This window comes from Variovorax nivicola, assembly GCF_051216475.1.
Classification (GTDB): domain Bacteria; phylum Pseudomonadota; class Gammaproteobacteria; order Burkholderiales; family Burkholderiaceae_C; genus Variovorax.
Genome location: NZ_JBPJZK010000002.1, coordinates 205,965 through 232,104, shown reverse-complemented (window position 1 = coordinate 232,104; position 26,140 = coordinate 205,965). Strand labels below are relative to the sequence as shown.

Genomic DNA, 26,140 nt, shown 5'->3' with positions numbered 1-26,140 from the left:
GTCACTTCAATCCGAACAACTTGCGAGCGTTGTCGCGGCCGATCTTCTGGCGGTCGTTCTCGCTGATCTCGCATTTGTCGAACCAGCGGGCCGCGTCTTCATGCTTCTCGAACGGGTAGTCGACTGAGTACATGATGCGGTCCGCCCCCACTTCGAGCATCGTCGACAGCAGCGTGGGCGTGCGGAAGTTGCCGCTGGTCGTGATGTGCACGTTGCTGCGCAGGTAGTCGCCGATTTCCTTGTCGCATGGCATGCCGCGGCGGCCCTTGCGCAGGATGTGGTCGACGCGCCAGATGTTGAAGGGAATGCCCTCGCCGAAGTGGCCAAGGATCATCTGCAGATCGGGGTGCCGGTCGAACAGGCCGCTCGACATGATGCGCAGCGCATGCAGGCCGGTTTCAACCGCAAAGGCCCAGGTGGGGCCGGTGAGCCAATGTGCGCCTTCGTAGATGGGTTCGCGGCTCAGCAGCGGGTCGCGCGGGTGCATGTAGAAGGGCTTCTTCAATGCGGCCGCGACGGCCCAGAAATCGGTGAAACGCGGGTCGTCGTAGTAGACGACGGTTTCTTCATTGCCCACCTGCGAGAAGCCGTTGACCAGGAAGCCGTGGAAGCCCAACTGCGTCACGCAACGCTCCAGTTCGCGCGCGGCCGCCTCGGGGTCTTGCATCGGCAGCGCGGCGAACCCGCCGAAGCGCGTGGGGTGGCGCCTGACCTGCTCGGCCAGCACGTCGTTGGCTCGCTGCGCGACTTCGATGGCACGCTTCGCATCGGGAATGCCCTGCACCGCCGGCGAGTTGAGCGAGAGGATGGACAGCTCGGTGCCCCACTCGTCCATCTGCTCGATGCGCTGCTGCTCGAAGTCGAGCAGGTTGTTCTTCAGGCCCTGCCACACCTCGGGGCGGGCATAGACCTGCGAGTCGCCGATTGTCAGGTCGATCGCGAAATGCTCTTCGAGCGCAATCTTGTTCTTCATGGATGAATCACTCCGGTTTGATGTTGAGCTTGTCCAGCACGTCCTGCCAGGTCTTGCGGTCGTCGGCGATGTAGCGCGCCAGCTGTTCGGGGGTGCCCGGGCGTGGATAGGTGCCCAGCTCGCGCGACTTGGCCACCACGTCGGGCAGCAGCAGCGCCTCGTTCATGTCCTTGTTGAGCTTCGCGAGCACCTGCGGATCGACGCCCTTCTTCGCGATGACTGCAAACCAGCCATGCGCCACCGCGCCAGGCACCGTCTTGCTCGCAAGCGGGAACTGCTCCAGCCCGGCCTCGACGCGGTCGCCCATGCTGGCGAGCACGCGCATGCGCCCGCCCTGCACGTTGCCGGCCACCACGTTGTAGGTCTCGACCATCATCTGCGTCTGCCCACCGAGGGTGGCCTGCATGGCCTGCGCACCGCCGGGGTAATGCACTTCGAGAAATTGCGCGCCCGACTGCAGCCCCAGAAGCGCCGAGGCCAGGTGCGGCGCGGTGCCACGGCCGTTGTCTGCCACCTCTATGCCCTGCGGCTTGGCGCGCGCAGCGGCGATGAAATCGGCCAGCGTCTTGTAGGGTGAATTGGCCGGCACCGCAAGCATGAAAGGCGCGACGGCCGCGAGCGTGACCGGCACGAAGTCGCGGTTGAAGTCGTAGGTCACGCCCTTGATGGTGCTGGGCGCCACGGAAATCGCCGAGCCCTGCACGAAGCCGAAGGTGTAGCCGTCGGCAGGCGCGGCCAGGATCGCATTCATGCCGATCACGCCGCTGCCGCCGGGCTTGTTGTCGACGATCACGCCCTGTCCCCACTTCTCGCCGAGCTTGGCGCCCACATGGCGGATCAGCACGTCGGGCGCCGAGCCCGCGGGGAACGGCACCACGAAGCGCACTGCCTGCTGCGGCCATTTGGCGGCCGTTCCCTGAGCGTTTGCCAGCGGCATCGCTCCGAGGAAAGACAGCGCGAGGGCGCATGCGACGGTAGCTCGGCGGAAAGGCTTCAGGTTCATGATCGTCTCCGTATTTGCTTGATTATTCAAGTAATTGCGGCGGACTATATACTTGATTGTTCAAGCATGTCTAGATGAAAACCCTGCCCCAAGATCACGACCTCGAGAAGGCCATTCCCTTCCTGCTGGCACGCGCCGGCGCGCGCATGGGCAACGCTTTCGCGAAGGCATTGAAGCCCTACGGACTCAGTCTCAGCGAATGGCGCGTGTGCGCGTCGCTGCAGCACACGCCGCGGCAAACACTGTCTGAACTGGCGATGCATGCGTCGACCGACCTGTCGGCGCTGTCGCGCATCGTCGACCGGCTGGCGGCACATGAACTGGTGGCGCGCGAGAAGTGCGACACCGACAAGCGCGCGGTGCGCATCGCGCTCACGGAACGCGGGCTGACGTTGACCTGCGAGCTGATTCCGCTCGCGCAGCACTACGAGGCGGTGGCCACCTCGGACTTCAGCGCAGTAGAAGTGAAGATGCTGCGCGCGATGCTGCTGCGCCTGTACGCCAACGCGACGCCGCTCGCCTGAGCTAGTCTGGCGAGACCTGTACCGTGCAGGCCTGACGACTCTCGGTGATCGCGAAGCGCACCGGCAGGAAGCGCTCGATCACCGCGCAGTTGGTGCGCGTGTGCTCCGTCACTTCGCTGCAGGTGAAGGCGCAGGCCTTCTTGCTCTGCCACGCAGCGAGCGCCAGCAGCAATGCCAGCTGATCCGCAAGGTGCGGGCCGACCGCGGCCTCGCTCTTCTGGAACGCGCGCAGCTCCTTCACCAGTCCGTGCGCTACCTGCTCGGCGCTCAGCGACTTCTCGCCGAAAGCTGTGAAGACCTCGGTGACGTGCTCGTACGCCAGCGTGGCCATCAGCGCATTGCCGGGGCCTTCGTTCTGGCGTGCCGTGCCGAAGCGCAGTTGCTCGCCGGACCACCCCATCGCACCACCCAGCGTGTCGAGTTCACGCGTCGGCACATGGCGCGGCAGGCCGGGTGCCAGGCATTCGGCGTAGCTCGACTGGTGCGCGCCGCGCGCCATCAGATCGAAGGGCTGCAGCGCGCCGGCGGCCGGCACGATGGTCGCTTCGACCTCGCCGCCTCCGGCTGGATAGAAGCCGCAGCGGCGCAGCGTCAGTTGCAGGTCCGCACCCAGGCGGCGCACCAGCGGCGCGAAGGCGCGCTCCAGAAAGTGGAACGGCGGCGCCATCGGGTTGTGCGTGCCGCCGCTCAGGTGCACACGGCTGGTCGCGCCAGCAAGCAGCAGCGGCGGCAGCACGGTCTGCAGCACCAGCATGCAGCTGCCCGCGCTGGCGATCGCGAAGCGGTATTCACCCGCACGCACCGGGCCGGGCTGGAAGCGCAGCGACTGCGAGCCCAGTTCCGCACCGTCGACCTGCGCGCCGCTGATTTCAGCGGCCGCATTCACACACGCGAGGTGCTGGCGCATCAGGCCCGGCTTGGTGCGGCCCGCGCGGATCTTCTCGATGGCCAGCGGCTGACCCGTGACCACCGACAGCGCGAGGCTGGTGCGCAGGATCTGGCCGCCGCCCTCGCCTTGCGAGCCGTCGAGTTCAACCATGCGCAGCCTCCGACTTTTCTTTCTCGAAGCGCAGCACCGTCTCGTGCAGGAAGGCATCGAGCCCCGCGCCTTCGGCCTGCGGCAGCGGCGTCACCGGCTCGGCCGCGTTGGCCGCCAGCTCGGACTCGATGAACGCGTGGATGCCGCTCCAGCGCGGGCTGGTCGCGGCTTCGCCGGCGCGCATCTTCACTTCGAGCAGCGCATTGATCTCGTCGATCAGCGCCGCGTCGCGCACCTGGTCGAGCGTGCGCTGCGCCAGGTCGGCGAAACGCATCGGCGGCACGCCGGGCTGCGAGCGGATCCAGCGCGCGGCCAACAGCGGGCGCAGCACGTAGAGGTACTTCTTGTAGCGCACCTCGTCGGCCTGCAGATGCTCGCGGAAGTTCTTCTTCGCCATCGAGCTGTAGTGATGCCAGCCGCGCGCGTTGGAGAACACCGCCTCCGACAACGCGCGGAAACGCGGCATCGCCACCGCGTCGTCGCGGTACATGATGGGCGAGCGCAGCCATTCGAGCAGCGTCGGGTTCGACTCGCGCATCAGGCCCAGCGCCTTGCGCAGGTCCCAGCCGTTGATGTCGAGGTCGCCGCTGATCGGCACCTCGATCACGTCGCGGCGCGGCATCACCGTGAGGTACCAGGGCAGGCGGTTGACGTAGATGAAGCGCACGTCGTAGTCGCTGTCGGGCGAGGCAAAGCCCCAGCCGCGGCTGCCGGATTCGCAGGCGAAGAGCACAGTCACGTCGTGTTTCGCTTCGATGTCGCGCAGGGCCTCCATGATCTGCGCGCGCATGGCGGGCTCGATCGGATGGGCGGAGCGCAGGAATTCTTCTTCGGTGCTCATGAAAATCTTCTTTTCTTTCTCTTCAATCAGTCTCGAGTGACGGTCACGCGGCCGGCACTGTCGAGTTCGTAAACGTCCAGGTCGTTGGCCAGGAACGCGTGACCACGGTAGTGCGCCTGCGTCTCGGCCATCAGCGCGGCCATGCCCTCTTCGTTCTGGTGGCGCGCGCTGAAATGCGTGAGGATCAGGTTCGGCACTTCGACGGTTTGCGCAAACTCGGCCAGCAAGCGCGCGGAGCTGTGCATCGGGCCGGGGCCGACCTTGTCGAGCGCCTCCTGCGTGAAGGTGGCTTCGTGCACAAGCAACTGCGCACCCTTGCAGGCGTCGCGCAGCAACGCGGGCTCGGCGTTGTCGCCGCCCACCACCACGGTAGCCGTGTCGATCTGCGTGTCCGCGTAATCGGCACTGCGCAGCACCTCGCCGTTGAAAGGCACGTCTTCGCCGGTCTGCAGCGCTCGCCATCCGGGGCCGGGCGGCAGGCCGATGGCACGCAACGCATCGGCCTTCAGCCTCGAACGGCGAGTCTCGACCTGCACGCGGTAGGCGTGGCTGGGCACCCGGTGCAACAGCACATGGCGCTCGATGCGCACGCCGGGCGCTTCGTACACCAGCGGCCGATCTTCGAGATTCACATGCTCGACCTCGTAGGGCAAATGCAGATCGGTCAGCGCACGCGTGGCTTCGAACCATTCCCACACCGGCAGCGGCGCGATCAGCTTCAACGGCTTCGTGCGCTTGCCCATGCCCGCGCTCGCGAGCAAGCCCGGCAGGCCGTAGCAATGGTCGCCGTGCACATGCGTGATGCAGACGGCGACCAGGTCGTTCAAGGACAGCGGCGTTTGCAGCACGCGATGCTGCGTGCCTTCGCCGCAGTCGATCAGGAACCAGTCGGCATTGAGCACCGTCTGCACGGCGAGGCCGGAGACGTTGCGGTGGCGCGTGGGGGTGCCTGAAGAGGTTCCCAGGAAAGTCAGTTTCATCATTGTTGTTTCCGTTCTTCCGCACGTCGCGCCAACGCTTTCGCTGCGGCGTCCGCTGCTTCGCGCTCCCAAAGCCAATAGTTGCGACCACCAGGGTGGGCCGCCACGAAAGCCTCGAGCTGCGCGATCTGTTCAGGACCGCCCCAGCGCCCCATCACCTCGATGGCCACAACGCGCAGGCTGCGCCACTTGCTCTGCAAGGCGGCGTCCACCTGGGCCAGCGCTGCTGCATCGGGCTTCTCGGCAGCGAGTGCACGCAGCCGCGCCACCTCGTCGCGCAGCAGGTTGGCGCCTTCGTGCGTGGCGGCGGCATCACGTTGCGCGCGGCGGGCCTGCCGACAGACGCGGCAGCGGACCGCAGTGCTGTAGATGGAGCCTTGCGCGACCTCGTACCACCACTTCTGCTGCTTGGCCGTCCACACTTCTTCCGCGCCGCAATCGCGGCACTTGAAAGGGCGGTCGAGATAGAAATCAGGCACCTCGCCGAACATCGTGTTGTAGGACGCGAGCTTGGACTTGTCCGCCAGCTCGAGGCCGGGCAAAGGCCCATCGGCGGACAGCTTGCGCGCGTCGTGCATGCGCAGCCGCGCCTCCAGCGCCGCAGCACGTTCGATTCGGCGCGCCTTGATCTCAGCGCGGCGTTGCTTGTTGCTTTTCATGATCGCAGTCTGACTATTCTTTTTCAGATCACGTGATAGGTACGCAAGTGATATTCGATCGGCTCGGGAAAGCCGTATGGCAGAAGCCTCGTCGGTCGCTCCTTGGGAAGCAATTCAGCTCTTCGGCTCCAGAGCTGGGCCAGGTTCTCGGCCTGCATTGCTTGCGGGTGTACATAGGAGTTGGCCATTGCCGTGCCCCATGCATCGAGTTCAACATTGATGAAGCCGCAAAGAGTGTCTGAAATTTCCTTGCTCTCCAGCAGCAGGAAAACAAAGTGCAAACGGTCCCAAGGCGATCCGCAACCGAGCATCGCCATGACGTCGCTTGCGACTTCGCGTCGCTCCAGACCCATGCGGATCAGCGCTTCCGGGCTCGGCAAGGACGCACCACGACGGACATGCTCCACCGCGAGACGGCGAATCTTCGGCGAACTGTCGGCAAGAAGAGCCATCAATTGCACGTCCAGTTCGCTCTCTGCCGTGGCCGAAAGAACCAGCGAACACGCCATGCGCCGCAGTGCCACCACCGGTGATCTCGTCAGTGAGCGCGCGAAGACGACCGCTTGCGAGTCCTTCAGCAGATGCAACACATGGAGCGCCGCGACAGCCAGGCGTGCGGCACTCGCAGGCTGAGCCAGGATGTCTTTCGCGCGGCCGGCGATTTCTTCCGTCTCTGAAGTCAACACGCCGACAGCCAGTGAACGCACACCCGCGCACGAGTCGAAACACATCGCGCTGATGAGGGCCCGTGCATCGGACGTCGACAAACTCAGAAGCTCCCGCATTCCCGTCATCCGCACACGCGGCAGGCGGGAGCGGCAGGCGGCCTCGAACACCTTGCGACGATCTTCCGGATCCACAAACCGGTCGACCGCGTTCAGGCAAAGCTGGGATGTCAGCAGATCGCTCGAGCGCACGTTCCGGCAAAGCAGGTCCAGAAGCACCGGCATTTCATGCGTTCGCTGCAAGCGCAGGGTGAAGAGCCAACGCCGCATCGCATCTTCCAGTACCGGAGCATGCTGCTCGAGCGCATCGATGTTCCGCGCAAGGAATTCTTCGATGCTCTCCTTCAGGTCGCTCAGATCGGTTCGACGCACGCGGTAGGCAAAAGCCAGCGCAGGCAGCGCTGACGCCCAATGCGCAACGAAATCGTCGCGCATGAAAACGGCAAGGCCCTGCTTTGCGGCACGGCGCACTTCGAGAACCCAGTCGCCGGCACACACGAGCAGCACCGCGATGGCTCGCGGCTCTACACGGCGCACCAGTTCCACGACGGCCGCTTCTCGCTCGTAACCGTCTATCGAACGAGCAAGCGCCATCAATGCATTCGCATCCAGCGCCGAAGCCTCGGGGCCCTGCGCTGCGTCGATTTTGTTTTTCCACCATTTCATCGCTCTGTCCTTTTCCCGGTGCTCATCAGTTGCACCGCCTCCACCTGCCAGGGCGATGATCGCGCCCTGGCTCTATCCCTTCACGCAGACAACCTGCTTGAGTGTGTAAACCACCTCCACCAGGTCTTTCTGCGCATCCATCACCGCGTCGATGTCCTTGTAGGCCATCGGGATCTCGTCGATCACGTCGGCATCCTTTCGGCATTCGACGCCTTCGGTCGCGGCGATCTGGTCGGCCACGGTGTAGAGCTTCTTTGCCTTGGTACGGCTCATCTTTCGACCGGCGCCGTGGCTGCAGCTCATGAAGCTCTCGGGGTTTCCCTTTCCGCGCACGATGAAGCTCTTGGCGCCCATGCTGCCGGGGATGATCCCCAGCTCACCGGCCTTCGCGCTCACCGCGCCCTTGCGGGTGACGAGCACGTCTTCACCGAAGTGCGTTTCGCGGCTCACGTAGTTGTGGTGGCAGTTCACTGCTTCCACGTGCGCCTCGAAAGGCTTGGTGATGACCTTGCGCACGGCCGCGACCACGCGTTGCATCATCACTTCGCGGTTCGCACGCGCGAACTTCTGGGCCCAGCCCACCGCACGCACGTAGTCGCCGAAGTACTGGGCGCCTTCCTCGAAGTACGCCAGGTCCTGATCGGGCAGGTTGCGCTGGTGCAGCTCTGCATCTTTCTTCGCAAGCTCGATGAAGTGCGTACCGATGGCGTTACCCACGCCGCGCGAACCCGAGTGCAGCATGAACCACACGGAACCCGCTTCGTCCAGGCACACCTCGATGAAGTGGTTGCCCGTACCCAGCGTTCCCAGGTGCTTGTGGTTGTTGGTGTTCTTCAGGCGCGGGTAGTCTTCGCAGATCGCGTCGAACTCGTCCACCAGCGCGGCCCACGCCACGTCGGTTTCGTTCGGTGGCGTTTCCCACGAGCCCTTGTCGCGGCCCATGCGCTTGGGGTTCGAGCCGTGCGGAACGGCCTTCTCGATCGCGCCGCGCAGCGGGCCCAGGTTGTCGGGCAGGTCGTTGGCATGCAGCGTGGTCTTGCACGCCATCATTCCGCAACCGATATCCACGCCCACCGCGGCCGGGATGATGGCCTTGAAGGTCGGGATCACCGAACCCACGGTCGCACCGATGCCGTAGTGCACGTCGGGCATGGCTGCGATGTGCTTGAACACGATGGGCAGGCGCGCGGCGTTCTCAAGCTGCTTCTGCGCTTCGGGCTCCACGGGCACGCCGCGGGTCCACATCTTCACGGGCACGCCGTTTTCCACTTCGTGCAGGTTGTAGTGAGTCTTTTCGATGTTCATCATTTTTCTTTCTTCGGTTTCTTCATCAGCCAGCAACCACCTTCATGGTTGGTCGCCAGAGCCAGTTCACCGGGAACCAGCGATACAAATCCCTCGAGCAGGCGCGTGTCGGACTTTGTGCCGCACAGCCGCTCCACGAGTGCCGACAACGGCACGTCTTCCACACATGGCGCGCTGTGACCACACGCCAGCAGCACACCGTTCTTCACCTTGCGGCTGGCCGCATCACGCGCGGCCATCTCCACCATCGCCGGCCAGGCCATGCCATCCGGCATGCTGCCGAAGACATCTACTGGCCATGCACGCCAAGGCTGGATCTTCTGCCAGCCGGCGGCCTTGCTGGCCAGCAACTTGCTCCACCTTTCCGCATACAGGGGAGCGAAGCTCTCGAACATCGCTCGCAGCTGGTTGTATTGTTCTTCGCTCACGATCATTTTCTTTTTCTCCGATGCTTCAGTAGCTTGGTGGACACGGCGGGATTCGAACCCGCATCAATACGGCGACCATGGTTCTTGAGTCCGATGGCCCAGTCGACGATTGGAAACGCGCGCCAGTGACAGACCCGTCATCGGAGCCAGCACCTGCGTCCTCAAACCTTGCTCGTCAACCGACTTTCCCGCCGTACCTGGTCTTACCCAGGCTGCCTGCAATATCAACATTTTTGGCAGTGGCGCTCCCTTCTGTGCCTGCGTGCCCAAAACAAAAAGAGGTGACCAGGAGCGGCGGGTTGTGAACTGAGCTATCTGCCGAAACAGACCGGGACTCGGACCCGGGACCTTCATGGCCAAGACCATGACGCTCTTACCTATAAACCCGCCTGCATTCACCTCAAAATAAAAAAACAGCGACAAGAATCGACGAAACGGCGTGCTCTAACCACTGAGCTACGGTCTTCCGACCGGCGGGATTCGAACCCGCGACCACGAGATCAGGAGTCTGTAGTTCCGTCAGCATTCGCTGCAAAAAAGAGTGTGACAAGGATGGCAAGACGTAGACCACGCCGGAGACCGGCGCCGGGATTCGAACCCTGGTCACACCATATGTAGTCCTGCCTGCATTCGCACTTCAACCCTTTGCCCCCGTCCGGCGACTAACGATCGATGTGAGGAGAACATGGTTGGATGTACTCACATCTGCATTCGCCGGACGACGACATCAATTCAATCCCTGGGTGGTGCCGCGAGCTGAGCCCGCAGCACCCTCCTCACTTTCAGATCGAGGTTTCCTCGATCACACCCACCCAGTGGTCGGCGCCCAGACCACCCGCGGCATACACCGCCAGCAGCTTGAACACTTCGTCGCTGAAGCCGCCGATGTTCAGCACATCGTCGCGCTCCTGCGCCTGGGTGGTCGCATAGGGCTGGATATCGATGCAGACCATCCGGGCCTTCGGGTTGCGCTCCTTGAACGCCGCCCATTCCTGCATGGTCGCGGTACCGCGGCCACGTGCAGGGTCAGCCCACGATTCGTTGTCCGACACCAGCACCACCAGATCGGCTTGCGCCTTCTCGCGGTTCAGCAACGCCAGCGGCGCGCTGCACGAAGTACCGCCACCGCCCACCGCCGCCAGCTTGGCTGCGTTGGTCATCACCGAATCGCAAGGATTCAGCTGCAATGACACCACCTTCGTCTCGAAGGGCAGCACACGCGCATCCGCATTGCGGCGCAGCACGGCGGCAGCCACCAGTGCGGCCACGTCGATGCAGCGCACCGCGGTGGTCGCCGAGCCGCGGTGGCCCGTCACGGGTGAGCTCATCGAGCCCGACACGTCAGGGCACACCACCACGCGGCCCTCGAACACCGGCACGTTGGCCAGCGCGAGTTCCATCGCGTCCTGCAGCGCTTCCTTCACCACGTGCGGCACCTCGGCGCCGGTTGCGGTGTAGGCCGCCATCAACTGGTACGGCAGCACGCGGGCCTTGGCCACAGCCTGCGGGTCACGCAGCTTGGTGGCCACCGCTTCTGCGAGGCCCGGCAGTGCGAACACGCCATGGCGGGCAAAGGTGTTCAGGTTCTGACGCACCATCTGCCACGAACCGCGCTGCGCGATCTGCGCCCACGCCTGCGTATCCAGCTCCAGCGCAGTCAGCATCTGAAACGGCACATCGGGCACCTCTTGCGCACGGTCGCGCTTGAAGCGTTCGAAGGCCTGCGTCACCGGAGGCAGTGCCTCCAGCGCGTACGGACGATCGATCAACCATGCAAACCACGCGGCGCGCCAGGCTTCGGCGGGCTTCGGGTGAACCATCTTCACCACGTCGGCCAGCGACGGCGTGTTGCCCACCGAGGCGCTCAGCAGCTGCGCTTCAGTCGCCTCGAGCAGCCATTGCTGCACGAGCTTCTTCGGACGTGTACCAAGCGACTTGCGGCCCACTGCGCCGGAACGCAGCATCTGCACGAAGTTGCGCAGCATCTTGCCGTTGTCCACCACACGGGGGAACACCTTGGCGAGCAGCGACACGTCGCGCACCGCCAGCGTGGCGGCCAGCAGCGCCGGCATGTCCTTCATGTGGCCAGCGCGGCGGGCGTACACGGCCGTCTTGGCCACGAACACCGGATCGACCTCGCGGGCCAGGGCCAGCACGGCGTCGAGTTGATCCTGCGCTTGTGCGTAGAAGGTGTTGTTCAGGCAACCGGTGGCTGCGAGCTGCGCCAGTTGGTGCTTGGGCGACAGCGCGTAGGCAGCGCCACCGGCTTCGTTGCGGGCCGCGGCTTGCGGCTGCAGTGCGCCGCGCAGGGTCTGGAAGAGTTGCAGGTTGGCCATTTGATTGCTCCTTGCGAGGTTCTTTTTGTTCAGTCGTTTCTTGTGTGTGATCCTTATTGCAACGGGTGTGCCAACTCCTGCTTGCTTGACTCCAAATATTTCAAGCTGTTGATTTGATTGAACTTTTTTCATTTCAGGCGCAATCAATCTCAAAGGGCTCGGTAAATTTATCCACAGTTCTTATAATTTTTGCTAGTTAATTAGCCAATCAATGAAGAAAAGCATCGTCGTCATCGGCTTCCTCGGCACCCAACTCGATGCCGGCCAGGGCGCCGGCCGCTGGAACAAGTGGCGCCCCACCGTCTCGCTCGCGCAGCACGAAGACATGGTCGTCTCGCGCCTGGAGCTGCTCTACACGCTGCGGCACAAGGCGTTGGCGGAAGTGGTGAAGGCCGACATCGCCACCGTGTCGCCCGAGACCACCGTCAACCTCGTGCCGCTCGACCTCGCGGACCCATGGGATTTCGGCGAGGTCTACACGCGCCTGTACGACTGGGCGCGCGCCTACAGCTTCGACACCGAGCGCGAGCAGTACTGGACGCACATCACCACCGGCACGCACGTCGCGCAGATCTGCATGTTCCTGCTGTCCGAATCGCGCGTGGTGCCCGGCGTGCTGGCACAGACCTCGCCACCCAGGAAGCAGCGCGAAGGCGAGGCCGGCAAGTGCACGCTGATCGACCTCGACCTGTCGCGCTACGACGTGATCGCGCGGCGTTTCGATGCGGAGCAGCGCGATGCGGTCGCATTCCTGAAGAGCGGCATCGCCACGCGCAACGCGCGCTTCAATGCGCTGATCGACGAGATCGAGCGCGTGGCCGTGCGTTCACGCGCGCCGATCCTGCTGATCGGGCCGACGGGTGCGGGCAAGTCGTTCCTGGCGCGGCGCATGTTCGAGCTGAAGCAGGCGCGGCACCAGATGACGGGGCCGTTCGTGGAAGTGAACTGCGCGACGCTGCGTGGGGACGGGGCGGCGTCCACGCTGTTCGGGCACAAGAAGGGCTCGTTCACCGGAGCGGCAAGCGACCGCGCGGGCCTGCTGCGCACAGCGCATCAAGGCGCCCTTTTCCTCGACGAGATCGGCGAGCTCGGCCTCGACGAGCAGGCGATGCTGCTGAAGGCGATCGAAGAAAAGCGCTTCTTTCCGGTGGGCGCCGACAAGGAAGTGGAGAGCGACTTCCAACTGATCGCCGGCACCAACCGCGACCTGCGCAGCGATGTGGCCGAGGGGCGCTTTCGCGAAGACCTGTTCGCGCGGATCAACCTCTGGACCTACGACCTGCCCGGCCTCGCGCAGCGCCCCGAGGACATCGAGCCCAACGTCGATCACCTGCTGGCCATTCACGCGACAGAGAACCATCGCGTGGTGCGCTTCAACGCCGAGGCACGCGCAGCCTACCTGCGCTTTGCGCAGAGCGGCGAGGCCATCTGGAGTGGCAACTTCCGCGATCTGTCGGCGAGCGTGACGCGGCTGGCGACACTGGCCGATGGCGGACGCATTCCAGTGGCGCTGGTGGAGGCGGAGATTGCGCGGCTGCGATGGCTGTGGAAGCACCAGGGGCCGACGGCTGCCGCGAGCGGCGACGTCGATCTCGACGCGCTGCTCGGCGAAGAACGCGCAGCAGCGCTCGACCTGTTCGACCGCCTGCAGCTCGAAGCGGTAGTGCGCATCTGCCGGCAGTCGCGCAGCCTGTCCGATGCAGGCCGACAGCTCTTTCAGGCCTCGCGCGCGCAACGCAGCGTGGTGAACGATGCAGACAGGCTGCGCAAGTACCTCGTCAAGCACGGGCTCGACTGGGGCCAGATCGCCAACGCCTGAGCTATCCTCCGCCGCGATGGCCATCTCCGCATTCGCCGTGAAAGTCCCCGCAGCCGAAGCTCTTGTCGGGGATCTGCGCTGCCGCTACGACGCGACCGTGGCACTCGGCGTACCGGCGCACATCACGGTGCTCGTGCCTTTCATGGACCCTGCATCGATCACTCCGGAAGTGCTGGAGCGAGTGCGGCAGGCGCTGCATCAAACGCCTTCGTTTGCCTTCTCCCTGGCCAAGGTCGGACGCTTTCCGGAGACCGCCTACCTCGTACCGGAGCCGGCCGCGCCCTTCATCGAAATGACGTTGGCGCTCGTGGGGGCCTTCCCCGATTTCCCGCCGTATGGCGGCGAACACCAAGGCGTCATTCCGCATCTGACGGTGGCGCACGGCAACTCGCTCGACGCGGATGCTGCAGCGGCTGAACTGCGGATTCGCCTCCTCGCGTCTGGTGCCTTGCAAGCGACGTGCACCGAAGTCACGCTGATCGAAAACTCGTCCGGGCTCTGGCAAGACATGCATGTCTTCCGGCTGGCTCCAGCTTCCAACTGATCCATGCGCAACGTCCTCTTCATCTGCAGCCGCAACCAATGGCGCAGCCCGACCGCGGAACAACTATGGCGCCGGCACCCGCTGATTTCCGCACGCTCCGCCGGCACGAGCCCGAATGCGCGGCACAGGGTGTCCATCGACGACATCGAATGGGCCGACGTGATCCTAGTGATGGAAGAAAAACACAAGTCGCGGCTGGTGGCCGAGTTCACGCGGATGCTGGAAGGCAAGCCGATCCATGTGCTCGACATTCCGGATGAATACAAATACATGGACCCGGAGCTGGTCGAAGAACTTCAACGCTCGGTCGGGTCCATCCTCGAAATCGATTGAACCCATGTCAGAAATCTACATAAGCACAGACGTCGAATCCGACGGCCCCATCCCCGGCCCGAACTCGATGCTCAGCTTTGGCTCGGCCGCCTACACGGCCGACAAGCAACTCGTCTCTACCTTCAGCGCCAACCTGCACACCCTGCCCGGCGCCGAGGCCGACCCCAAGACCGCTGCCTGGTGGAAGACCCAGCCCGAGGCCTGGGCCGCTTGCCGCACCGACCTGCAAGACCCTGTCCACGCGATGAAGAACTACGTGAGCTGGCTCAAGGGCCTGCCCGCGCGGCCGGTGTTCGTCGCCTACCCGGCGGGCTTCGACTTTCTTTTTGTCTACTGGTACCTGATGCGCTTCGCGGGCGAGAGCCCATTCAGCCACTCGGCGCTCGACGTCAAATCGTTTGCCATGGCAATGCTCAAGCTCGACTACCGCGACAGCACCAAGCGCGCCATGCCGCGCCGCTGGTTCGACAAGCTGCCGCACACGCACGTCGCGCTGGACGACGCCATCGAGCAAGGCGCCCTCTTCTGCAACATGCTCGCGGAGAACCGCGCGGCCACCGCAGGCAGCAAGCAGACATGACGAACAGCGCTGTCCGCCGGTGGTGCAAGAAGCTGGCGCTGTGCACGCTGCCGCTCATGCTGGCGGGCTGCATGCAGTCGATGTTCTATTACCCCGACAGCGTGCGCTACGAAACACCCGATGTGCTGGGCCTGCGCTACGAGAGCGTGCAGTTCACCAGTGCCGACGGCACACGCCTGAGCGGCTGGTTCCTGCCCGCGGAGAACCGCCGGAACCCGAAGGAGGCCAAGGGCACGGTGGTGCACTTCCATGGCAACGCGCAGAACATGAGCACGCACTGGCGCTTCGTGGCCTGGCTGCCGAAGCAGGACTACAACGTGTTCGTGTTCGACTACCGCGGCTACGGCCAGTCTGAAGGCAAGCCGGAGCCCAAGGGAGTGTTCGAGGATTCCAACGCCGCGCTGAACTACGTGCGCTCGCGCAACGACATCGATCCCGAACGGCTGTTCGTCTTCGGGCAGAGCCTGGGTGGCACCAACGCCATTGCGGTGGTCGGTGCGGGCAACCGGGCCGGCGTGAGGGCGGCCGCCATCGAGTCGACCTTCTATTCCTACTCGTCGATTGCCAACGACAAGCTGTGGGGCGCGGGCCTGCTGGTGAGCGACGAGTACGCGGCGTCAAAGTACGTAGCGGCCGTGTCGCCCATTCCGCTGCTGCTGATCCACGGCACGGCCGACCAGGTGATTCCGCTTGCGCATTCGAAGCGCCTGCTGGCTGATGCGCGCGAGCCCAAGCGGTTGATCGAAGTGCCGGGCGCCAGCCACCTCGAGCCGATGACGGCCCTGCGGTACCGTGCCGCCTACCGCAAGGCGCTGACCGCGTTCTTCGAATCCGCGCAGCATCCGCTGCAGCAATGAAGACAGCCATGAAGCATTTCGACGAAGCCGCCACTCGCGCACCACTGAGCTTCGAGCGGCTTGTGCCCGCGCTGCGCGCGGCCTTCGCGGCCGGGGCGCAGGTGCCACCGCGCCATGTGCACGCCATCGAGACTGCGGCAAGCAGCGGCAGCAGCAAAGGCACCGTGCTCATCATGCCGGCGTGGAGCGATGCGGGTTTCCTGGGCATCAAGACCATCAACATCTTTCCCGGCAACAGCGCGCGCGGCCTGCCCGGGCTGCATGCGACCTATGTGCTGTACGACGCGCACACCGGCGTGCCGCTGGCGATGATGGACGGCAACGAGATCACCGCGCGCCGCACGGCCGCAGCGTCGGCACTCGGGGCCTCGTTTCTGGCGCGGCAGGACGCGCATCGGCTGCTGGTGCTGGGCACCGGCCGCATCGCGCGCATGCTGCCGGCCGCGCACGCGAGCGTGCGGCCCATCGACGAACTGTGGGTGTGGAACCACCGGGCCGAAGGCGCCGAAGCGCTGGCCGCGCAGTGGCGCGCCGAGGGCTGGAACGCGCGGGCCGTCACCGACCTGGAAGCGGCCGTGCGCCAGGCCGACATCGTGAGCTGCGCCACGCTGGCCACCGCGCCGCTGGTGCACGGTGAATGGCTGGCGCCGGGCTCGCACCTGGACCTGATCGGCAGCTTCACACCCGCGATGCGCGAGGCCGACGTGCAGTGCTTTGCAGGCGCGCAAACCTTCGTGGACACGGAAGAGGCACTGCAGAAATCCGGCGATCTGCTCGACGCGATGGCCGCCGGCACGCTGCGCGCGGAAGAGGTCCGGGGCACGCTGGCCACGCTGTGCCGCGCGGAGTGCCCGGGCCGCTCGACCAGCGAAGAACGCACCGTGTTCAAGGCCGTCGGCAGCGCCCTGGAAGACCTGACCGCCGCCACCCTCGTGTGGCAATCGAGAGACATGACCTAAGCCTTATGGCCTAGTTTCTGGCCGCCAAAGCCCCTTGAGGGCGGGTTTTTCCTACATCTCGATACGTCGTGTGGCCAATAGCGCACACGGCGCATCGCGGATATCGTGCTCCTCACACCATCGACTGGGGGGACCACGTCATGCTCAGCACCGACCACAAAGCCAACATCCTCCACAAGGCCGGATACACCGTGCCAGCCAGGCCGGGAAGTGCCGACAGCATCTACCAGACGGCCCAGTGCTGGGAGAAAGCGATCGACACGCTTTACGTGTCGTACTCCGCCAGCCGGGCCGCCAAGAGCCTGCGGGATGCGGAGGAAGCGCGCATGCTGGCCTTGCTGCAATTGCGCTCGACCAAGGCCTACGCCTGAGCGTTCACGCTGCCTGCTGGCGGTCGCGCAGGTAGGCAAGGATCAGTCTGACAAGTTCGCTTCTGAGCGCGGGCAAGCCCAGGTCGCCACGATGCGCCGCCGCGTGGACAACCCCTTCGACGGCAGATGAGAGCACGCGCGCTGCCGTCTCGTCGTCACCGGCGCCACCGCTCGTGTTCGCGGTCGTTGCGATCAGCACCCGATAGCGTCGCTGGTATTCCGCCTCGAACTCCGCATAGCTCGACCGTGCCACGAGCGGCACCTCGTCGAGCAAAACCCGGTGCAGCGCCTCATCGACCGAATGGGCGGCAATGACACCGTCGGCAAACCGCGCCACCCGCTGGTCGAGCGGAATGGCCTCGTTGTCATCCCCAGCGCTGGACAACGCCACGAGCACCTCGTCGAGATGGCGCTGCCGGATCGCCTCGGCAATCGCCAGCTTGTTCGGAAAGTACTGGTAGAGCGAACCGACGCTGACGCCCGCGACGGCCGCGATCTCGTTGGTCGTGAACCGCGCCCATCCACGGCGCGCCAGAACGCGAGTTGCGGCTTCGACGATCACGTCCACCGTGACGCGCGAACGCTGCTGGCGCGGCGCTTTGCGCATGGTCCTGCGCGGCGGGGGAATGCGAGTACCCAAGTTCGAGGCTCCACTCAAGAATAGGACCGCACGCTGGCGGCCATCCGATGAAACGCGAAACGTGCATTTCATGGTTCAAGGGGAGATTGTGATGAGTACGCAGACGCTTCTGACTTCGCTGTTTCAGTACAAGGCCTGGGCCGACGAAGGGCTGCTTGCGGGTTTGGCTGACATGGCCAGGCAAGGCCCGCCCGACGAATACCGCACGGCGCTTCGCGTCTTCAATCACGCCTGCATCGTCGACCGCATCTTCGTCGCGAATGTCCAGCGCATGACGCATGCCTACACCGCTACTGGTGCGCAAGAGCCGCCACTGCTGCAAACGTTGGCCGAATCAGTGAGGGAAACCGATCGCTGGTACGCCGACTACGTCGCACGCCTGAATCCGCAGGAACTTGCGGAAAGCATCGAGTTCACGTTCACCGACGGAAACCCGGGGCGGATGTCGCGCGAGGAAATGCTGGCCCACGTGGCGACCCATGCGGGCTATCACCGGGGCGAAGTCGGCCGCATCCTGACCCGGCTCACGGGCTCGTCGCCGCCCGACACCTTCACCGGCTATCTGCATCAGGCCGAGCCCGTGCGCCGCGCGCGGAGCAGTGCGTAGCGGCGGCGCTTTCGGAGCTTGCTTACTTGCCCTGTGCCGACTGCAGCACGGGGTTCTGCATGGTCGAGACGACCCGGCTGTTGACGCGCGAGCCGCCGGTCACGTTCTGGTCGGGCGCCGCGGCGGTGGCCATGGCTTCCTGATAGACCTGGGCCGGGTCGCGGCTGGACGTGAACGGATCGGCGCCGCGCGAGCCGCGCGTCACGTTCTGGTTGGGCGCGCTGGCGGTTTCGACGGCCTGCTTGTAGACGGCTTCAGGATCGGCCACGGACTTGAACGGATCGGCGCCACGCGAGCCGCGCGTGACGTTCTGGTCTGGCGCATGGGCGGCGGCAATGGCTTCGGCTTCGACGGCTTCGCGGGTGCGTTGCTGCGCGTTGGCGGAAGCAACTGCAAGCACGGTGAGCGCTGCAGCGAGGGCGAGTTGGGTGGTCTTCATGGTTCGGCCTTTTCTGTGAGTTGGCTGACTGTCTGGATGAGGTCGCCCCGGAGATGCGGGAAAACCCTGAGCGAGACTATTCAGGCGAAAAGGCAGGTCAATGACGACCCTGTGGCGCTGCACAGCTCTTTGGCGCGCTCTGCAATCTTTGCGAACTTCTGTTAACCGCATCGGCGCCTGCCCTCAACCAGACGCGCCCGTGATGGCGCGCGGCGTGCGCGCGACGCTCATCCGAGGCCGGTGCAGCGGAGTCACAGCCGGCTGCTACCCGCTGCGCACTCCTCCTTCGAATAATGCGGCGACGGCCGGCGGCACCCCAGCGCCAAGCCGCATTCCAACCTCATTCGAAGGAGACAAGAGATGGCTCGCAAGATCCTGATGCTCTGCGGCGACTACGCCGAAGACTACGAAACCATGGTGCCCTTCCAGACCCTGCTCGCCGTGGGCCACACGGTGCATGCCGTGGCGCCGGACAAGAAGGCCGGCGACTGGATTCACACCGCCATCCACGACTTCGAGGGCGCGCAGACCTACAGCGAGAAGCCGGGCCACCGCTTCACGCTGAACGCCAACTTCGCCGACGTTCGCCCCGAGGCCTACGACGCTCTCGTCATTCCCGGTGGCCGAGCACCTGAGTACCTGCGCATGAACAGCCGTGTAGTCGAGATCGCGCGGCACTTCCTGGCCACCGACAAGCCGCTGGCGGCGGTGTGCCACGGCGCGCAGTTGCTCGCGGCCACGGGGCTGCTCAAGGGCCGCAAGGTCTCCGCCTACCCGGCCTGCCAGGTCGAGGTGGAACTGGCGGGCGCCGAGTACATGGGCATTCCGGTCGACCAGGCCGTGACCGACCGCAACCTGGTCACCGCGCCAGCATGGCCGGCGGACCCGGCGTGGCTCTCGCAGTTCCTGGCGGTGCTGGGCACGCGCATCGAGCACTGAGCCGCCGGCTCGCTTCGGCAGATGGGCGGCGCTACAGTGCGTGCGTCGCCCAACCACCCCACGCCCCCTCAAGGAGACGGCCCATGTGCGAAGTCTTCATCAGTGCCGACCCGCAGAGCTACGACGCGCGCACGCGCTCGGTACGGCTGCACGGGGTCGTCACCAGCATCCGGCTCGAAAACCTGTTCTGGCAGGTGCTCGAAGAAATCGCGCAGCGCGACGGCATGGTCGTGGTGCAACTCATCGAGCGGCTCTACGACGAGCTGGTGGCTGCGCGCGGCGAGGTCGGCAACTTCGCGTCGTTCCTGCGGGTGAGCGCCTTGCGCTACGAGGCGTTGCTGGCGCAGGGGCGGATTCCGGCCGATACCTCGGTGGCCATTCGCTCGCTCGATGCGGAAACCGTGCTGCATGAGCTGCCGCAGGGGTGGGGAAGATCGACGCCTGCGCAGCCGCCCGACGAGACGCGCGTGCGCACGCTCCACGTGGCCGCGCGGCGGCGGGCTTAGCCGCCGCCCCGGCCCGCGACTGCACACAGCAGCGCGAGGCCTATCTGCCAGAACCGTACTGGCGGATGTAGATGCGCGTTCCCGCAGCCGGGTCAAACTGTTGCCAGGCCAGGACCGCGTTCCCCAGTTCGTTCATGCCGATGTCGGGCGTCTGGGCCGCTTCATCGCTGCTTTCCTGCAGCGCCTGCGCGCCCCAAGCTCCGGCCAGCGTGTGGCGGGCTGCATAGAGGTCGCCGGTCCCCGCGCCGTTGGCCTGGGTCCACGCTGCCAGCGCATTCGTCGCGTCATCCACGCCCAGCGCGGGCAGGCTCGTCAGCGCCTGTGAAGCTGCCGGCCGGACCACGGTGTCCGCACCGAATGCCGCGCCCGGCGCCGCCGTTGCGGCCATGAGCGCGTTGTCCAGCCGCCCCCAGCTCACCACGGCCGCACCGGCCGCGTTCATGCGCAGCACGGGTGTGCTCAGCAAGGCCTGCGTCGACATGAACGGCGCGCCCACGCGTGCGGTGCCGCCCTGCCAGGCGCCTCCCGAGAACCGCTTGAACCACACGGCACTCTCCCATTGGTTGCCGCCGCCGGGCAGGTCGACCTGGCCCCAGGCCAGCAGCGCATTGCCGCCGGCATCGATCGCCAGATCGTGCGCGCCGATCGACTGCGCGGTGCCGGCGTCGGGCACGAGTTCAGCCGCCGCGGCCCAGGTGCCGCCCGCATCGGCGCGATTGGTCCAGAGCGAGGCGCTGCTGCCGGTGGAGCGCTTCCACACGGCCAGCGATTCGCCCGAGCCCGCCACCACGACCGCGGGGTCGCCGTCCACGGTGCCCACGACCTCGTCGGTCTCGATCAGCGCGGCCGTGCCCCAGCCACCCGCCGGCGTGTAGCGATTGGCATAGATACTGAAGCGGGTGGCAGGACCGATCTGCGACCACACGGCGACGGCATTGCCGTTGGCGTCGATGCCCGCGCTCGCGAAGCCGACCGTGCCGCTGCCGGTTTCCAGCAGCGCCGGCGTGCCCCAGCCGGTCGATGGGTCGACTTGCAGCGCCCACAGGTCATAGCCCGTTACCGAGCTCAACTGCGTCCACACCACGACGGCACGGCCGCTCGGCTTGTCGATGGCGACACGGACGTCGCGCACCGCACCGCTGTTGGCCTCGAGGCGCTGCGGCGTGCTCCAGCCGCCGCCGGGTTGGTAGAGGCTGCCCCACAGCCTGTCCGTCAGCGAATTGACCTCGAGTTGACGCCACACGACCAGCGCGCGCCCTTGCGCATCGACCGCCACCTTCGGCAAGCTGGCTCCGGCGGCGGACAGCGTGACCGCATCGCCCCAGCCGACCACCGGCGGTGCGGCGACGAACGCGGCCGTGACGGTGAGCGCGGCGTCCACGCGCACGGTGCAGGTGCCGGCATTGCTGCTGCACGCGCCGCCCCAACTGCCGAGCACCTGCCCCGCCCCCGGCGTGGCCGTGAGCGTGACCTGCGTGCCCGATGCGAAGTCCGCGCCGCAGCTGTCGGCGCAGTCGATGCCCGCAGGCTGCGACGCGACACGACCGGCGCCGGTGATGCTCACGTCCATCCGATGCGTCACCGCAACGGGTGGCGGAAAGCCGATGGGTGGAAGCAAGCCGCCACCGGCCCCGCCGCCGCCGCCGCCCCCACAGGCCGTCAACAGGGCCAGGCTCCACACACAAGCCATCCATCGCCTGCAGGCGCTCTTCTTCGTCATAACTGCCATTCCTCGTTCGCTGACACCGGGGCCCGGCGCCTTCTGTGCTCGTTCAAGAGGGTCGGATCGTAGGAAGGAGGTTCGGCGCGGGCCATAGCACCATCGGGCACCTGCCCGATGGTGCTGTTTCCCGCAGTGCGGTGTTTGGCTAGGCTGGGGGTTCCAGTGCGGGTTCGCTCGCATCCCTGAACTTCCCGGCGTTGCATGACACCTTCACCCACCTCCCTCTTCTTCGCGCTTCTCGCTGCCACCGTCCTCGCGGGCGGGTGCGCATCGCATGCCGTGACCGACGACGCCATCGTCACCAACACCTCGCGTGCGTTGGGCCTGCCGCCCTCTGCGTTCACCATCTCGAACCGGGCCGACAGCGGCGTGCAAACGACCTTCCTGGCCAAGACCGACGGCGGCCGCACGTACAACTGCTACGTGGAAGGGTCGGTGTCGGTGGTGGGCCGGGTGGTCAGCGACGCCATCTGCCAGGAGATGCGCCAGAGCGATGCGCCCGCGTCCGCGCGTCGTTCCAATGCCAGGCCGGCGACCGGCACCGCACCAGCACCCGCTCCTGCCTGCAACGCGCTGCTGCGCGCCGCCGGTCGTTGCAACTGAGAACTGAGGCGCGGGCTCGCGCCACACCCACCGGTGTGGACAATGGCGCCCTACGAGGAGATGGCGCGGCCTGCCGGGCTCGCGCCGAGGATCACGGCACCATGAAACTCCTGCTTGTCGACGATCACCCGCTGTTCGGTGTCGGCTTTGCGCATGCACTGACGCACGCGCGGCCCGACTTCGAGGTGGAGACCGCCCTGTCGCTGGGGCAGGGCGTGGAACGCGCCTCGCAGTGCCCGCCTGACATCGTGCTGATCGACTACCGCCTGGGCGGCGAAGACGGCCTCGAAGGGCTGCGCCTGTTCGGCGCCCGGCACCCCCTCGTGTCCCGCCTGATGATCTCGGGCGACGAAGAACCGGCACTCGCCGCGCGCGCACGTGCCGCAGGCGCGGCCGGCTTCATCGGAAAGTCGCAGTCGGTGGCGCGCATCGCCGCCGCGCTGGACGAAGTGGCGGCGGGCGGCGAGGCTTTCGATGTGCTGCAGCCGCGCGCCGGCCTGCCTGCTTCCAACCTGACGCCGCGGCAGCTCGAAGTGCTGCTGCTGGTCGCCCAAGGCCGACAGAACAAACAGATCGCCGCCGAGCTGAACATCGCGGAACGCACGGTCAAGCTCCACATCACGGCCCTGCTCGACACCATGGACGCGCGCAACCGCACCCACCTGCTGGTGCAGGCGCGGCGCGCGGGGCTGATGCTGGATTTGCGATGAGGCTGGAGCCCTCCACTTCCGACTCTTTTTCTCCCGCGCAAGCGCCGCGCGCACGCGGCTTCATCGCCTCGCGCCTGTCCTTCTCGGATCTTCAGTTCCAGCAACTGGAGCAGATGATCCGCTCCACGCCCTGGGCGTGGATCCTGGCCGCCGCCGCGGGGTTTCTGTGCTACCTCGAATACAAGGACGGCGTGGACGGCCAGCGCGTGAAGGCATGGTTCGCCGTCTACTGCGTCATCGTCGCCGCGCGCATGGGCATTTGGCTGGCTTGGGCGTTGCGGCCGGGGCTTCGCGCGAACCTGCCGGCGATGGTGCTTCCCATCATGGCCACCAACCAGCTCATGGCCTTCTCGTTCGGTGTGCTGTGCGTGCTGCTGCAAAGCGACGGGCCGGCGCAGGCCGAGGCCATTCTTCACATCACCATGGTCACGGTCTCGCTGGGCGGAGCGATCCGGCTCTCCACGATGGGCCGAGCGGCCACTGTCTATGTGGTGCTCATTCTCGGGCCGCTGGTATTGCGCGACATCTGGTTCGGCGGCAGCTATCACGTGGCCATGGCGTCGATCGTGTCGCTCATCGGCGTCTACACGTTGCTCAGCGCCAGGGAGCTGTCCTCAGCGCTTCACGAGATCCAGGCGCAGCGCCGGCGCAATGCCGAACTGGTGATTGCGCTGAGTGCCGAAAACGAGCGCAGCAGCTCGGCCCGGCGAACAGCCGAAGAGGCCGTGGCCGCGCGCATGCGCTTCTTCGCCTCGGCCAACCACGATCTTCGGCAACCGCTCAATGCGATGGCATTGCTGGCGCAGACTGTGCACACCGTCAGCACCGAGCGCCGCGTGAAGGAGATGTCGGAGCAGTTGGTGGCCTGCGCCGACGGCATGACCGACGTGGTGGACGACCTGCTCGACATCACGCGCGCCGACGCCGGCTCGCTCAGCCCGCAGTGGTCGACCTTCGCCATCGACGAACTGCTGGCCGACTGCTGCCGGCCGCACCAGGCGGTGGCCGTCGCGAAGGGGCTGTGCTTCGAAATCTCCGCCGGCCATGTGGCCGTGCGCAGCGACCGGGCCTTGCTGGCCAGGGTGGTCACCAACCTGCTGGCGAATGCCATCCGCTACACGCGCGAGGGACAGGTGCGCATCAGCAGCCAAAAAATCGACGGCGACCGGTTGAAGCTGACCATCGAGGACACGGGCATCGGCATTTCTTCCGAGCATCTGCCGCACGTTTTCGAGGAGTTCTACCAGGTCGACAATCCGGCGCGCGACCGGCGGCTGGGCTACGGCCTGGGGCTGGCCACCGTCAAGCGGCTGAGCGAACTGCTGGACCTTCAGGTGACTGCCCGCTCGGTACAGGGGCAAGGCAGCGTGTTCGAACTTCATCTCCCCTTGGCCGATGCCGCCATGAGCGAACAGAGGGAGGATGTCGAGCGACCCGCCGCATCGTCATCGGCCACCCCATTGGCGGTGCGAATACTGGTGGTCGACGATGACCCGAGCTCGTTGCAGGCGCTTGACGGGCTGCTCGCTTCATGGGGAATGGACGTCCGATCCGCAAGCGATGTCGGGGGTGCACTGGACGTGCTCCACGCCGGCTTCAGGCCCCACGCGCTGGTGGTGGACTTGCGACTGGGGCCGCAAGTGAGCGGCATCCAGGCCATCGAGGATCTGCGGTCAGCACTGAACGAGGCCGAACTGCCCGCGTTGATCGTCACCGGCGATGTGGGAGGCGACTATCTGGATGCGGCGCGCGCGGCGGGGCTGCCGGTCATCGTGAAGCCGGTGCGGCCCTCCCAGCTTCGGGCGTTTCTGGGTCACATTCAGGCACTCGGTCGGCAAGGCGTTGCCGAGTGATGCCGCAAACAAAAGCGGCCCCGGCGCTTTCGCGGGGGACCGCATGGCGGTCAGATCGGCGCAGGCTGCCTGCGCAACCCGATCAATCCAGCGAAACGCTCGCCTTGCGGATCACGTCGGTGAACCGCTTCGTCTCGCTCGCCACGAACTCATCAAACTGCGGGCGCGTGGTCGGGAAGGGCTCATAGCCGAAGCTCTTGAACTTCTCCAGCACATCGGGCTCGGCCAGGCCCTTCTCGATGTCGCGCTTGATCTTCTCGGTGACCGATGCGGGCAGGCCCTTCGGCACCGCAATCGCATTCCACCCGATCACTTCGAAGCCCTTCGGACCACCTGACTCGGACACCGTCGGCACGTCGGGGAAGGCTGCCACGCGTTGCGGCGCGGCAGCCGCCAGGAAGCGCAGCTTGTTCGCGCGCTGCAGCGGGCCGGCCGTGGCGCTGCTGCCCAGTGCAAAGGCCAGCTCGCCCGTTGCCACGGACGTGTAGAGCTGCGTGGTCTCCTTGTAGATCACGTGTTCCATCTGCGTGCCAGTGGCCGACTCGAAGAGCTCGGAGCCCAGGTGCACCGGGTTGCCGACCGACCACGAACCGTAGTCGAGCTTGCCGGGGTTGGCCTTGGCGTCGGCGATCATGTCGCCCACAGTCTTGTACTTGCTGTTGGTGGCAACGGTGAAGAAGAAATACGTCTTGAACAGCGGCAGCAGCGCGTCGAAGTCCTTGGCCGAGTCGTACGGCAGCTTCTTGAACAGCGCGGGATACGCGGCCAGGTGCACGTTGTCGAGCACGATGATGTCGTGGCCGTCCTTGGCGCCGCGCTTGAAGGCGTCGATGGCGATGAAGCCGTTGCCGCCCGGGCGGTTCTCGACCACCACGGGCTGGCCCCAGGCGCGCGAGAGCTTGTCGGCCACCAGGCGCGCCACGCCGTCGGGGCCGCCGCCCACGGGGAACGGCGTGATGATGCGCACGGGCTTGCTGGGAAAGGCCTGCTGTGCCGGTGCCGTTGCAGGCAGCAGGGCTGCAGTTGCCAGCGCAAGCGCAGCCAGGCCGGCGCTGCGGCGCGTTGTCTTCGACGTGTGGTTCTTCATCCTCTGATCCTTTTCTCTCTGTCCTCTTGGGTTAAAAAAATGCCATCGGGCCGCTATATCTGCGGCTTCCGATGGCCTTGTCTTCTTGCTT

At 65.7% G+C, this 26,140-nt stretch carries 28 protein-coding genes; 14 read left to right on the top strand and 14 right to left on the bottom strand.

Going from position 1 to position 26,140, the window contains the following annotated elements; translation table 11 throughout:
- Position 1: 1 nt before the first annotated feature.
- Complete coding sequence (locus ACSFBF_RS09600) at positions 2–973, bottom strand: amidohydrolase family protein (protein ID WP_435466325.1); 972 nt, start codon at positions 971–973, stop codon at positions 2–4.
- A gap of 7 nt (positions 974–980) precedes the next feature.
- On the bottom strand, positions 981–1,976 hold the full coding sequence (locus ACSFBF_RS09595) for a Bug family tripartite tricarboxylate transporter substrate binding protein (RefSeq protein WP_435466323.1): 996 nt from the start codon (positions 1,974–1,976) through the stop codon (positions 981–983).
- A 74-nt stretch (positions 1,977–2,050) separates the two neighbouring features.
- Between ACSFBF_RS09595 and ACSFBF_RS09590 the strand changes: the two genes are divergently transcribed.
- Positions 2,051–2,500 carry a MarR family winged helix-turn-helix transcriptional regulator gene (locus ACSFBF_RS09590; protein WP_435466321.1) on the top strand — a complete coding sequence of 150 codons (450 nt, stop codon included), beginning with the start codon at positions 2,051–2,053 and terminating at the stop codon, positions 2,498–2,500.
- Position 2,501: 1 nt separating this feature from the next.
- On the opposite strand, the gene rtcA is transcribed toward ACSFBF_RS09590, so the two are convergent.
- From rtcA to ACSFBF_RS09550, 8 genes are all read right to left on the bottom strand, one after another.
- Positions 2,502–3,539, bottom strand: a complete 1,038-nt coding sequence (gene rtcA, locus ACSFBF_RS09585) for an RNA 3'-terminal phosphate cyclase (protein ID WP_435466319.1) — start codon at positions 3,537–3,539, stop codon at positions 2,502–2,504.
- Entirely contained in the window at positions 3,532–4,380 is an 849-nt protein-coding gene (locus ACSFBF_RS09580; protein WP_435466317.1) for a nucleotidyltransferase domain-containing protein, read from the bottom strand. Before ACSFBF_RS09580 ends, rtcA begins: the two co-directional genes overlap by 8 nt.
- A gap of 26 nt (positions 4,381–4,406) precedes the next feature.
- On the bottom strand, positions 4,407–5,360 hold the full coding sequence (locus tag ACSFBF_RS09575; RefSeq protein ID WP_435466315.1) for a ribonuclease Z: 954 nt from the start codon (positions 5,358–5,360) through the stop codon (positions 4,407–4,409).
- The gene (locus ACSFBF_RS09570) at positions 5,360–6,019 is read right to left on the bottom strand and encodes a zinc-ribbon domain-containing protein (RefSeq protein ID WP_435466313.1); all 660 of its coding nucleotides are present in this window, start codon (positions 6,017–6,019) and stop codon (positions 5,360–5,362) included. The genes ACSFBF_RS09575 and ACSFBF_RS09570 overlap by 1 nt, the downstream gene beginning before the upstream one ends.
- A 23-nt stretch (positions 6,020–6,042) precedes the next feature.
- A complete protein-coding gene (locus ACSFBF_RS09565) occupies positions 6,043–7,410 on the bottom strand; it encodes a hypothetical protein (protein WP_435466311.1) in 1,368 nt (455 codons plus the stop codon).
- 72 nt (positions 7,411–7,482) lie between these two features.
- Positions 7,483–8,715, bottom strand: a complete 1,233-nt coding sequence (locus tag ACSFBF_RS09560; protein WP_435466309.1) for an RtcB family protein — start codon at positions 8,713–8,715, stop codon at positions 7,483–7,485.
- Complete coding sequence (locus ACSFBF_RS09555; protein WP_435466307.1) at positions 8,715–9,143, bottom strand: hypothetical protein; 429 nt, start codon at positions 9,141–9,143, stop codon at positions 8,715–8,717. Before ACSFBF_RS09555 ends, ACSFBF_RS09560 begins: the two co-directional genes overlap by 1 nt.
- A gap of 782 nt (positions 9,144–9,925) precedes the next feature.
- Complete coding sequence (locus tag ACSFBF_RS09550) at positions 9,926–11,479, bottom strand: vWA domain-containing protein (protein WP_435466305.1); 1,554 nt, start codon at positions 11,477–11,479, stop codon at positions 9,926–9,928.
- Between the two features lie 211 nt (positions 11,480–11,690).
- Here ACSFBF_RS09550 and rtcR point away from each other — a divergent pair, with 211 nt between their 5' ends.
- From rtcR to ACSFBF_RS09515, 7 genes are all read left to right on the top strand, one after another.
- The gene (gene rtcR, locus ACSFBF_RS09545; protein WP_435466303.1) at positions 11,691–13,298 is read left to right on the top strand and encodes an RNA repair transcriptional activator RtcR; all 1,608 of its coding nucleotides are present in this window, start codon (positions 11,691–11,693) and stop codon (positions 13,296–13,298) included.
- Between the two features lie 16 nt (positions 13,299–13,314).
- Positions 13,315–13,842, top strand: a complete 528-nt coding sequence (locus ACSFBF_RS09540) for a 2'-5' RNA ligase family protein (protein WP_435466301.1) — start codon at positions 13,315–13,317, stop codon at positions 13,840–13,842.
- A gap of 3 nt (positions 13,843–13,845) precedes the next feature.
- Positions 13,846–14,175, top strand: a complete 330-nt coding sequence (locus tag ACSFBF_RS09535; protein WP_435466299.1) for a low molecular weight protein tyrosine phosphatase family protein — start codon at positions 13,846–13,848, stop codon at positions 14,173–14,175.
- Positions 14,176–14,179: 4 nt separating this feature from the next.
- Positions 14,180–14,755 (top strand): 3'-5' exonuclease family protein, encoded by a 576-nt coding sequence (locus ACSFBF_RS09530; RefSeq protein ID WP_435466297.1) that lies wholly within the window; start codon positions 14,180–14,182, stop codon positions 14,753–14,755.
- Positions 14,752–15,612, top strand: coding sequence for an alpha/beta hydrolase (locus tag ACSFBF_RS09525; RefSeq protein ID WP_435466295.1), 861 nt, complete (start codon positions 14,752–14,754; stop codon positions 15,610–15,612). Before ACSFBF_RS09530 ends, ACSFBF_RS09525 begins: the two co-directional genes overlap by 4 nt.
- Positions 15,613–15,620: 8 nt before the next feature.
- Positions 15,621–16,571 carry a bifunctional Delta(1)-pyrroline-2-carboxylate/Delta(1)-piperideine-2-carboxylate reductase gene (gene lhpI / locus ACSFBF_RS09520; RefSeq protein ID WP_435466293.1) on the top strand — a complete coding sequence of 317 codons (951 nt, stop codon included), beginning with the start codon at positions 15,621–15,623 and terminating at the stop codon, positions 16,569–16,571.
- Positions 16,572–16,711: 140 nt separating this feature from the next.
- The gene (locus tag ACSFBF_RS09515) at positions 16,712–16,942 is read left to right on the top strand and encodes a hypothetical protein (protein ID WP_435466291.1); all 231 of its coding nucleotides are present in this window, start codon (positions 16,712–16,714) and stop codon (positions 16,940–16,942) included.
- Between the two features lie 4 nt (positions 16,943–16,946).
- Here ACSFBF_RS09515 and ACSFBF_RS09510 read toward each other — a convergent pair whose 3' ends face one another.
- On the bottom strand, positions 16,947–17,549 hold the full coding sequence (locus ACSFBF_RS09510) for a TetR/AcrR family transcriptional regulator (protein ID WP_435466289.1): 603 nt from the start codon (positions 17,547–17,549) through the stop codon (positions 16,947–16,949).
- A gap of 124 nt (positions 17,550–17,673) precedes the next feature.
- On the opposite strand from ACSFBF_RS09510, the gene ACSFBF_RS09505 reads away from it, so the two are divergent.
- The gene (locus tag ACSFBF_RS09505; RefSeq protein ID WP_435466287.1) at positions 17,674–18,189 is read left to right on the top strand and encodes a DinB family protein; all 516 of its coding nucleotides are present in this window, start codon (positions 17,674–17,676) and stop codon (positions 18,187–18,189) included.
- A gap of 22 nt (positions 18,190–18,211) precedes the next feature.
- Here ACSFBF_RS09505 and ACSFBF_RS09500 read toward each other — a convergent pair whose 3' ends face one another.
- On the bottom strand, positions 18,212–18,628 hold the full coding sequence (locus ACSFBF_RS09500) for a hypothetical protein (RefSeq protein ID WP_435466285.1): 417 nt from the start codon (positions 18,626–18,628) through the stop codon (positions 18,212–18,214).
- Positions 18,629–18,988: 360 nt separating this feature from the next.
- On the opposite strand from ACSFBF_RS09500, the gene ACSFBF_RS09495 reads away from it, so the two are divergent.
- Both ACSFBF_RS09495 and ACSFBF_RS09490 read left to right on the top strand, forming a co-directional pair.
- Complete coding sequence (locus ACSFBF_RS09495; protein ID WP_435466283.1) at positions 18,989–19,567, top strand: DJ-1/PfpI family protein; 579 nt, start codon at positions 18,989–18,991, stop codon at positions 19,565–19,567.
- Between the two features lie 83 nt (positions 19,568–19,650).
- On the top strand, positions 19,651–20,073 hold the full coding sequence (locus ACSFBF_RS09490; RefSeq protein WP_435466281.1) for a ribbon-helix-helix domain-containing protein: 423 nt from the start codon (positions 19,651–19,653) through the stop codon (positions 20,071–20,073).
- 40 nt (positions 20,074–20,113) lie between these two features.
- Here ACSFBF_RS09490 and ACSFBF_RS09485 read toward each other — a convergent pair whose 3' ends face one another.
- Positions 20,114–21,793 (bottom strand): InlB B-repeat-containing protein, encoded by a 1,680-nt coding sequence (locus ACSFBF_RS09485; RefSeq protein WP_435466279.1) that lies wholly within the window; start codon positions 21,791–21,793, stop codon positions 20,114–20,116.
- A gap of 204 nt (positions 21,794–21,997) precedes the next feature.
- On the opposite strand from ACSFBF_RS09485, the gene ACSFBF_RS09480 reads away from it, so the two are divergent.
- The 3 genes from ACSFBF_RS09480 (at position 21,998) to ACSFBF_RS09470 (ending at position 24,962) form a co-directional block, all read left to right on the top strand.
- Positions 21,998–22,399 carry a hypothetical protein gene (locus ACSFBF_RS09480; RefSeq protein ID WP_435466277.1) on the top strand — a complete coding sequence of 134 codons (402 nt, stop codon included), beginning with the start codon at positions 21,998–22,000 and terminating at the stop codon, positions 22,397–22,399.
- Positions 22,400–22,500: 101 nt separating this feature from the next.
- The gene (locus ACSFBF_RS09475; RefSeq protein ID WP_258352985.1) at positions 22,501–23,109 is read left to right on the top strand and encodes a response regulator transcription factor; all 609 of its coding nucleotides are present in this window, start codon (positions 22,501–22,503) and stop codon (positions 23,107–23,109) included.
- Positions 23,106–24,962 (top strand): ATP-binding response regulator, encoded by a 1,857-nt coding sequence (locus tag ACSFBF_RS09470; protein WP_435466275.1) that lies wholly within the window; start codon positions 23,106–23,108, stop codon positions 24,960–24,962. Before ACSFBF_RS09475 ends, ACSFBF_RS09470 begins: the two co-directional genes overlap by 4 nt.
- Before the next feature lie 82 nt (positions 24,963–25,044).
- On the opposite strand, the gene ACSFBF_RS09465 is transcribed toward ACSFBF_RS09470, so the two are convergent.
- Positions 25,045–26,049: a Bug family tripartite tricarboxylate transporter substrate binding protein gene (locus tag ACSFBF_RS09465; RefSeq protein ID WP_435466273.1), complete on the bottom strand. Its 1,005-nt coding sequence runs from the start codon at positions 26,047–26,049 to the stop codon at positions 25,045–25,047.
- Positions 26,050–26,140: the final 91 nt, after the last annotated feature.

What these genes read in the sequence shown, in the direction of transcription:
- ACSFBF_RS09595 (WP_435466323.1), bottom strand. Translation starts at nt 1,976, where the DNA reads ATGAACCTGAAGCCTTTCCGCCGAGCTACCGTCGCATGCGCCCTCGCG.
- ACSFBF_RS09505 (WP_435466287.1), top strand. Translation starts at nt 17,674, where the DNA reads ATGAGTACGCAGACGCTTCTGACTTCGCTGTTTCAGTACAAGGCCTGG.
- lhpI (WP_435466293.1), top strand. Translation starts at nt 15,621, where the DNA reads ATGAAGCATTTCGACGAAGCCGCCACTCGCGCACCACTGAGCTTCGAG.
- ACSFBF_RS09480 (WP_435466277.1), top strand. Translation starts at nt 21,998, where the DNA reads ATGACACCTTCACCCACCTCCCTCTTCTTCGCGCTTCTCGCTGCCACC.
- ACSFBF_RS09600 (WP_435466325.1), bottom strand. Translation starts at nt 973, where the DNA reads ATGAAGAACAAGATTGCGCTCGAAGAGCATTTCGCGATCGACCTGACA.
- ACSFBF_RS09530 (WP_435466297.1), top strand. Translation starts at nt 14,180, where the DNA reads ATGTCAGAAATCTACATAAGCACAGACGTCGAATCCGACGGCCCCATC.
- ACSFBF_RS09490 (WP_435466281.1), top strand. Translation starts at nt 19,651, where the DNA reads ATGTGCGAAGTCTTCATCAGTGCCGACCCGCAGAGCTACGACGCGCGC.
- rtcA (WP_435466319.1), bottom strand. Translation starts at nt 3,539, where the DNA reads ATGGTTGAACTCGACGGCTCGCAAGGCGAGGGCGGCGGCCAGATCCTG.
- ACSFBF_RS09560 (WP_435466309.1), bottom strand. Translation starts at nt 8,715, where the DNA reads ATGAACATCGAAAAGACTCACTACAACCTGCACGAAGTGGAAAACGGC.
- ACSFBF_RS09465 (WP_435466273.1), bottom strand. Translation starts at nt 26,049, where the DNA reads ATGAAGAACCACACGTCGAAGACAACGCGCCGCAGCGCCGGCCTGGCT.
- ACSFBF_RS09475 (WP_258352985.1), top strand. Translation starts at nt 22,501, where the DNA reads ATGAAACTCCTGCTTGTCGACGATCACCCGCTGTTCGGTGTCGGCTTT.
- ACSFBF_RS09540 (WP_435466301.1), top strand. Translation starts at nt 13,315, where the DNA reads ATGGCCATCTCCGCATTCGCCGTGAAAGTCCCCGCAGCCGAAGCTCTT.
- ACSFBF_RS09500 (WP_435466285.1), bottom strand. Translation starts at nt 18,628, where the DNA reads ATGAAGACCACCCAACTCGCCCTCGCTGCAGCGCTCACCGTGCTTGCA.
- ACSFBF_RS09525 (WP_435466295.1), top strand. Translation starts at nt 14,752, where the DNA reads ATGACGAACAGCGCTGTCCGCCGGTGGTGCAAGAAGCTGGCGCTGTGC.
- ACSFBF_RS09550 (WP_435466305.1), bottom strand. Translation starts at nt 11,479, where the DNA reads ATGGCCAACCTGCAACTCTTCCAGACCCTGCGCGGCGCACTGCAGCCG.
- ACSFBF_RS09485 (WP_435466279.1), bottom strand. Translation starts at nt 21,793, where the DNA reads ATGACGAAGAAGAGCGCCTGCAGGCGATGGATGGCTTGTGTGTGGAGC.
- ACSFBF_RS09510 (WP_435466289.1), bottom strand. Translation starts at nt 17,549, where the DNA reads ATGCGCAAAGCGCCGCGCCAGCAGCGTTCGCGCGTCACGGTGGACGTG.
- ACSFBF_RS09495 (WP_435466283.1), top strand. Translation starts at nt 18,989, where the DNA reads ATGGCTCGCAAGATCCTGATGCTCTGCGGCGACTACGCCGAAGACTAC.
- ACSFBF_RS09515 (WP_435466291.1), top strand. Translation starts at nt 16,712, where the DNA reads ATGCTCAGCACCGACCACAAAGCCAACATCCTCCACAAGGCCGGATAC.
- ACSFBF_RS09470 (WP_435466275.1), top strand. Translation starts at nt 23,106, where the DNA reads ATGAGGCTGGAGCCCTCCACTTCCGACTCTTTTTCTCCCGCGCAAGCG.
- rtcR (WP_435466303.1), top strand. Translation starts at nt 11,691, where the DNA reads ATGAAGAAAAGCATCGTCGTCATCGGCTTCCTCGGCACCCAACTCGAT.
- ACSFBF_RS09535 (WP_435466299.1), top strand. Translation starts at nt 13,846, where the DNA reads ATGCGCAACGTCCTCTTCATCTGCAGCCGCAACCAATGGCGCAGCCCG.
- ACSFBF_RS09570 (WP_435466313.1), bottom strand. Translation starts at nt 6,019, where the DNA reads ATGAAAAGCAACAAGCAACGCCGCGCTGAGATCAAGGCGCGCCGAATC.
- ACSFBF_RS09590 (WP_435466321.1), top strand. Translation starts at nt 2,051, where the DNA reads ATGAAAACCCTGCCCCAAGATCACGACCTCGAGAAGGCCATTCCCTTC.
- ACSFBF_RS09575 (WP_435466315.1), bottom strand. Translation starts at nt 5,360, where the DNA reads ATGAAACTGACTTTCCTGGGAACCTCTTCAGGCACCCCCACGCGCCAC.
- ACSFBF_RS09565 (WP_435466311.1), bottom strand. Translation starts at nt 7,410, where the DNA reads ATGAAATGGTGGAAAAACAAAATCGACGCAGCGCAGGGCCCCGAGGCT.
- ACSFBF_RS09580 (WP_435466317.1), bottom strand. Translation starts at nt 4,380, where the DNA reads ATGAGCACCGAAGAAGAATTCCTGCGCTCCGCCCATCCGATCGAGCCC.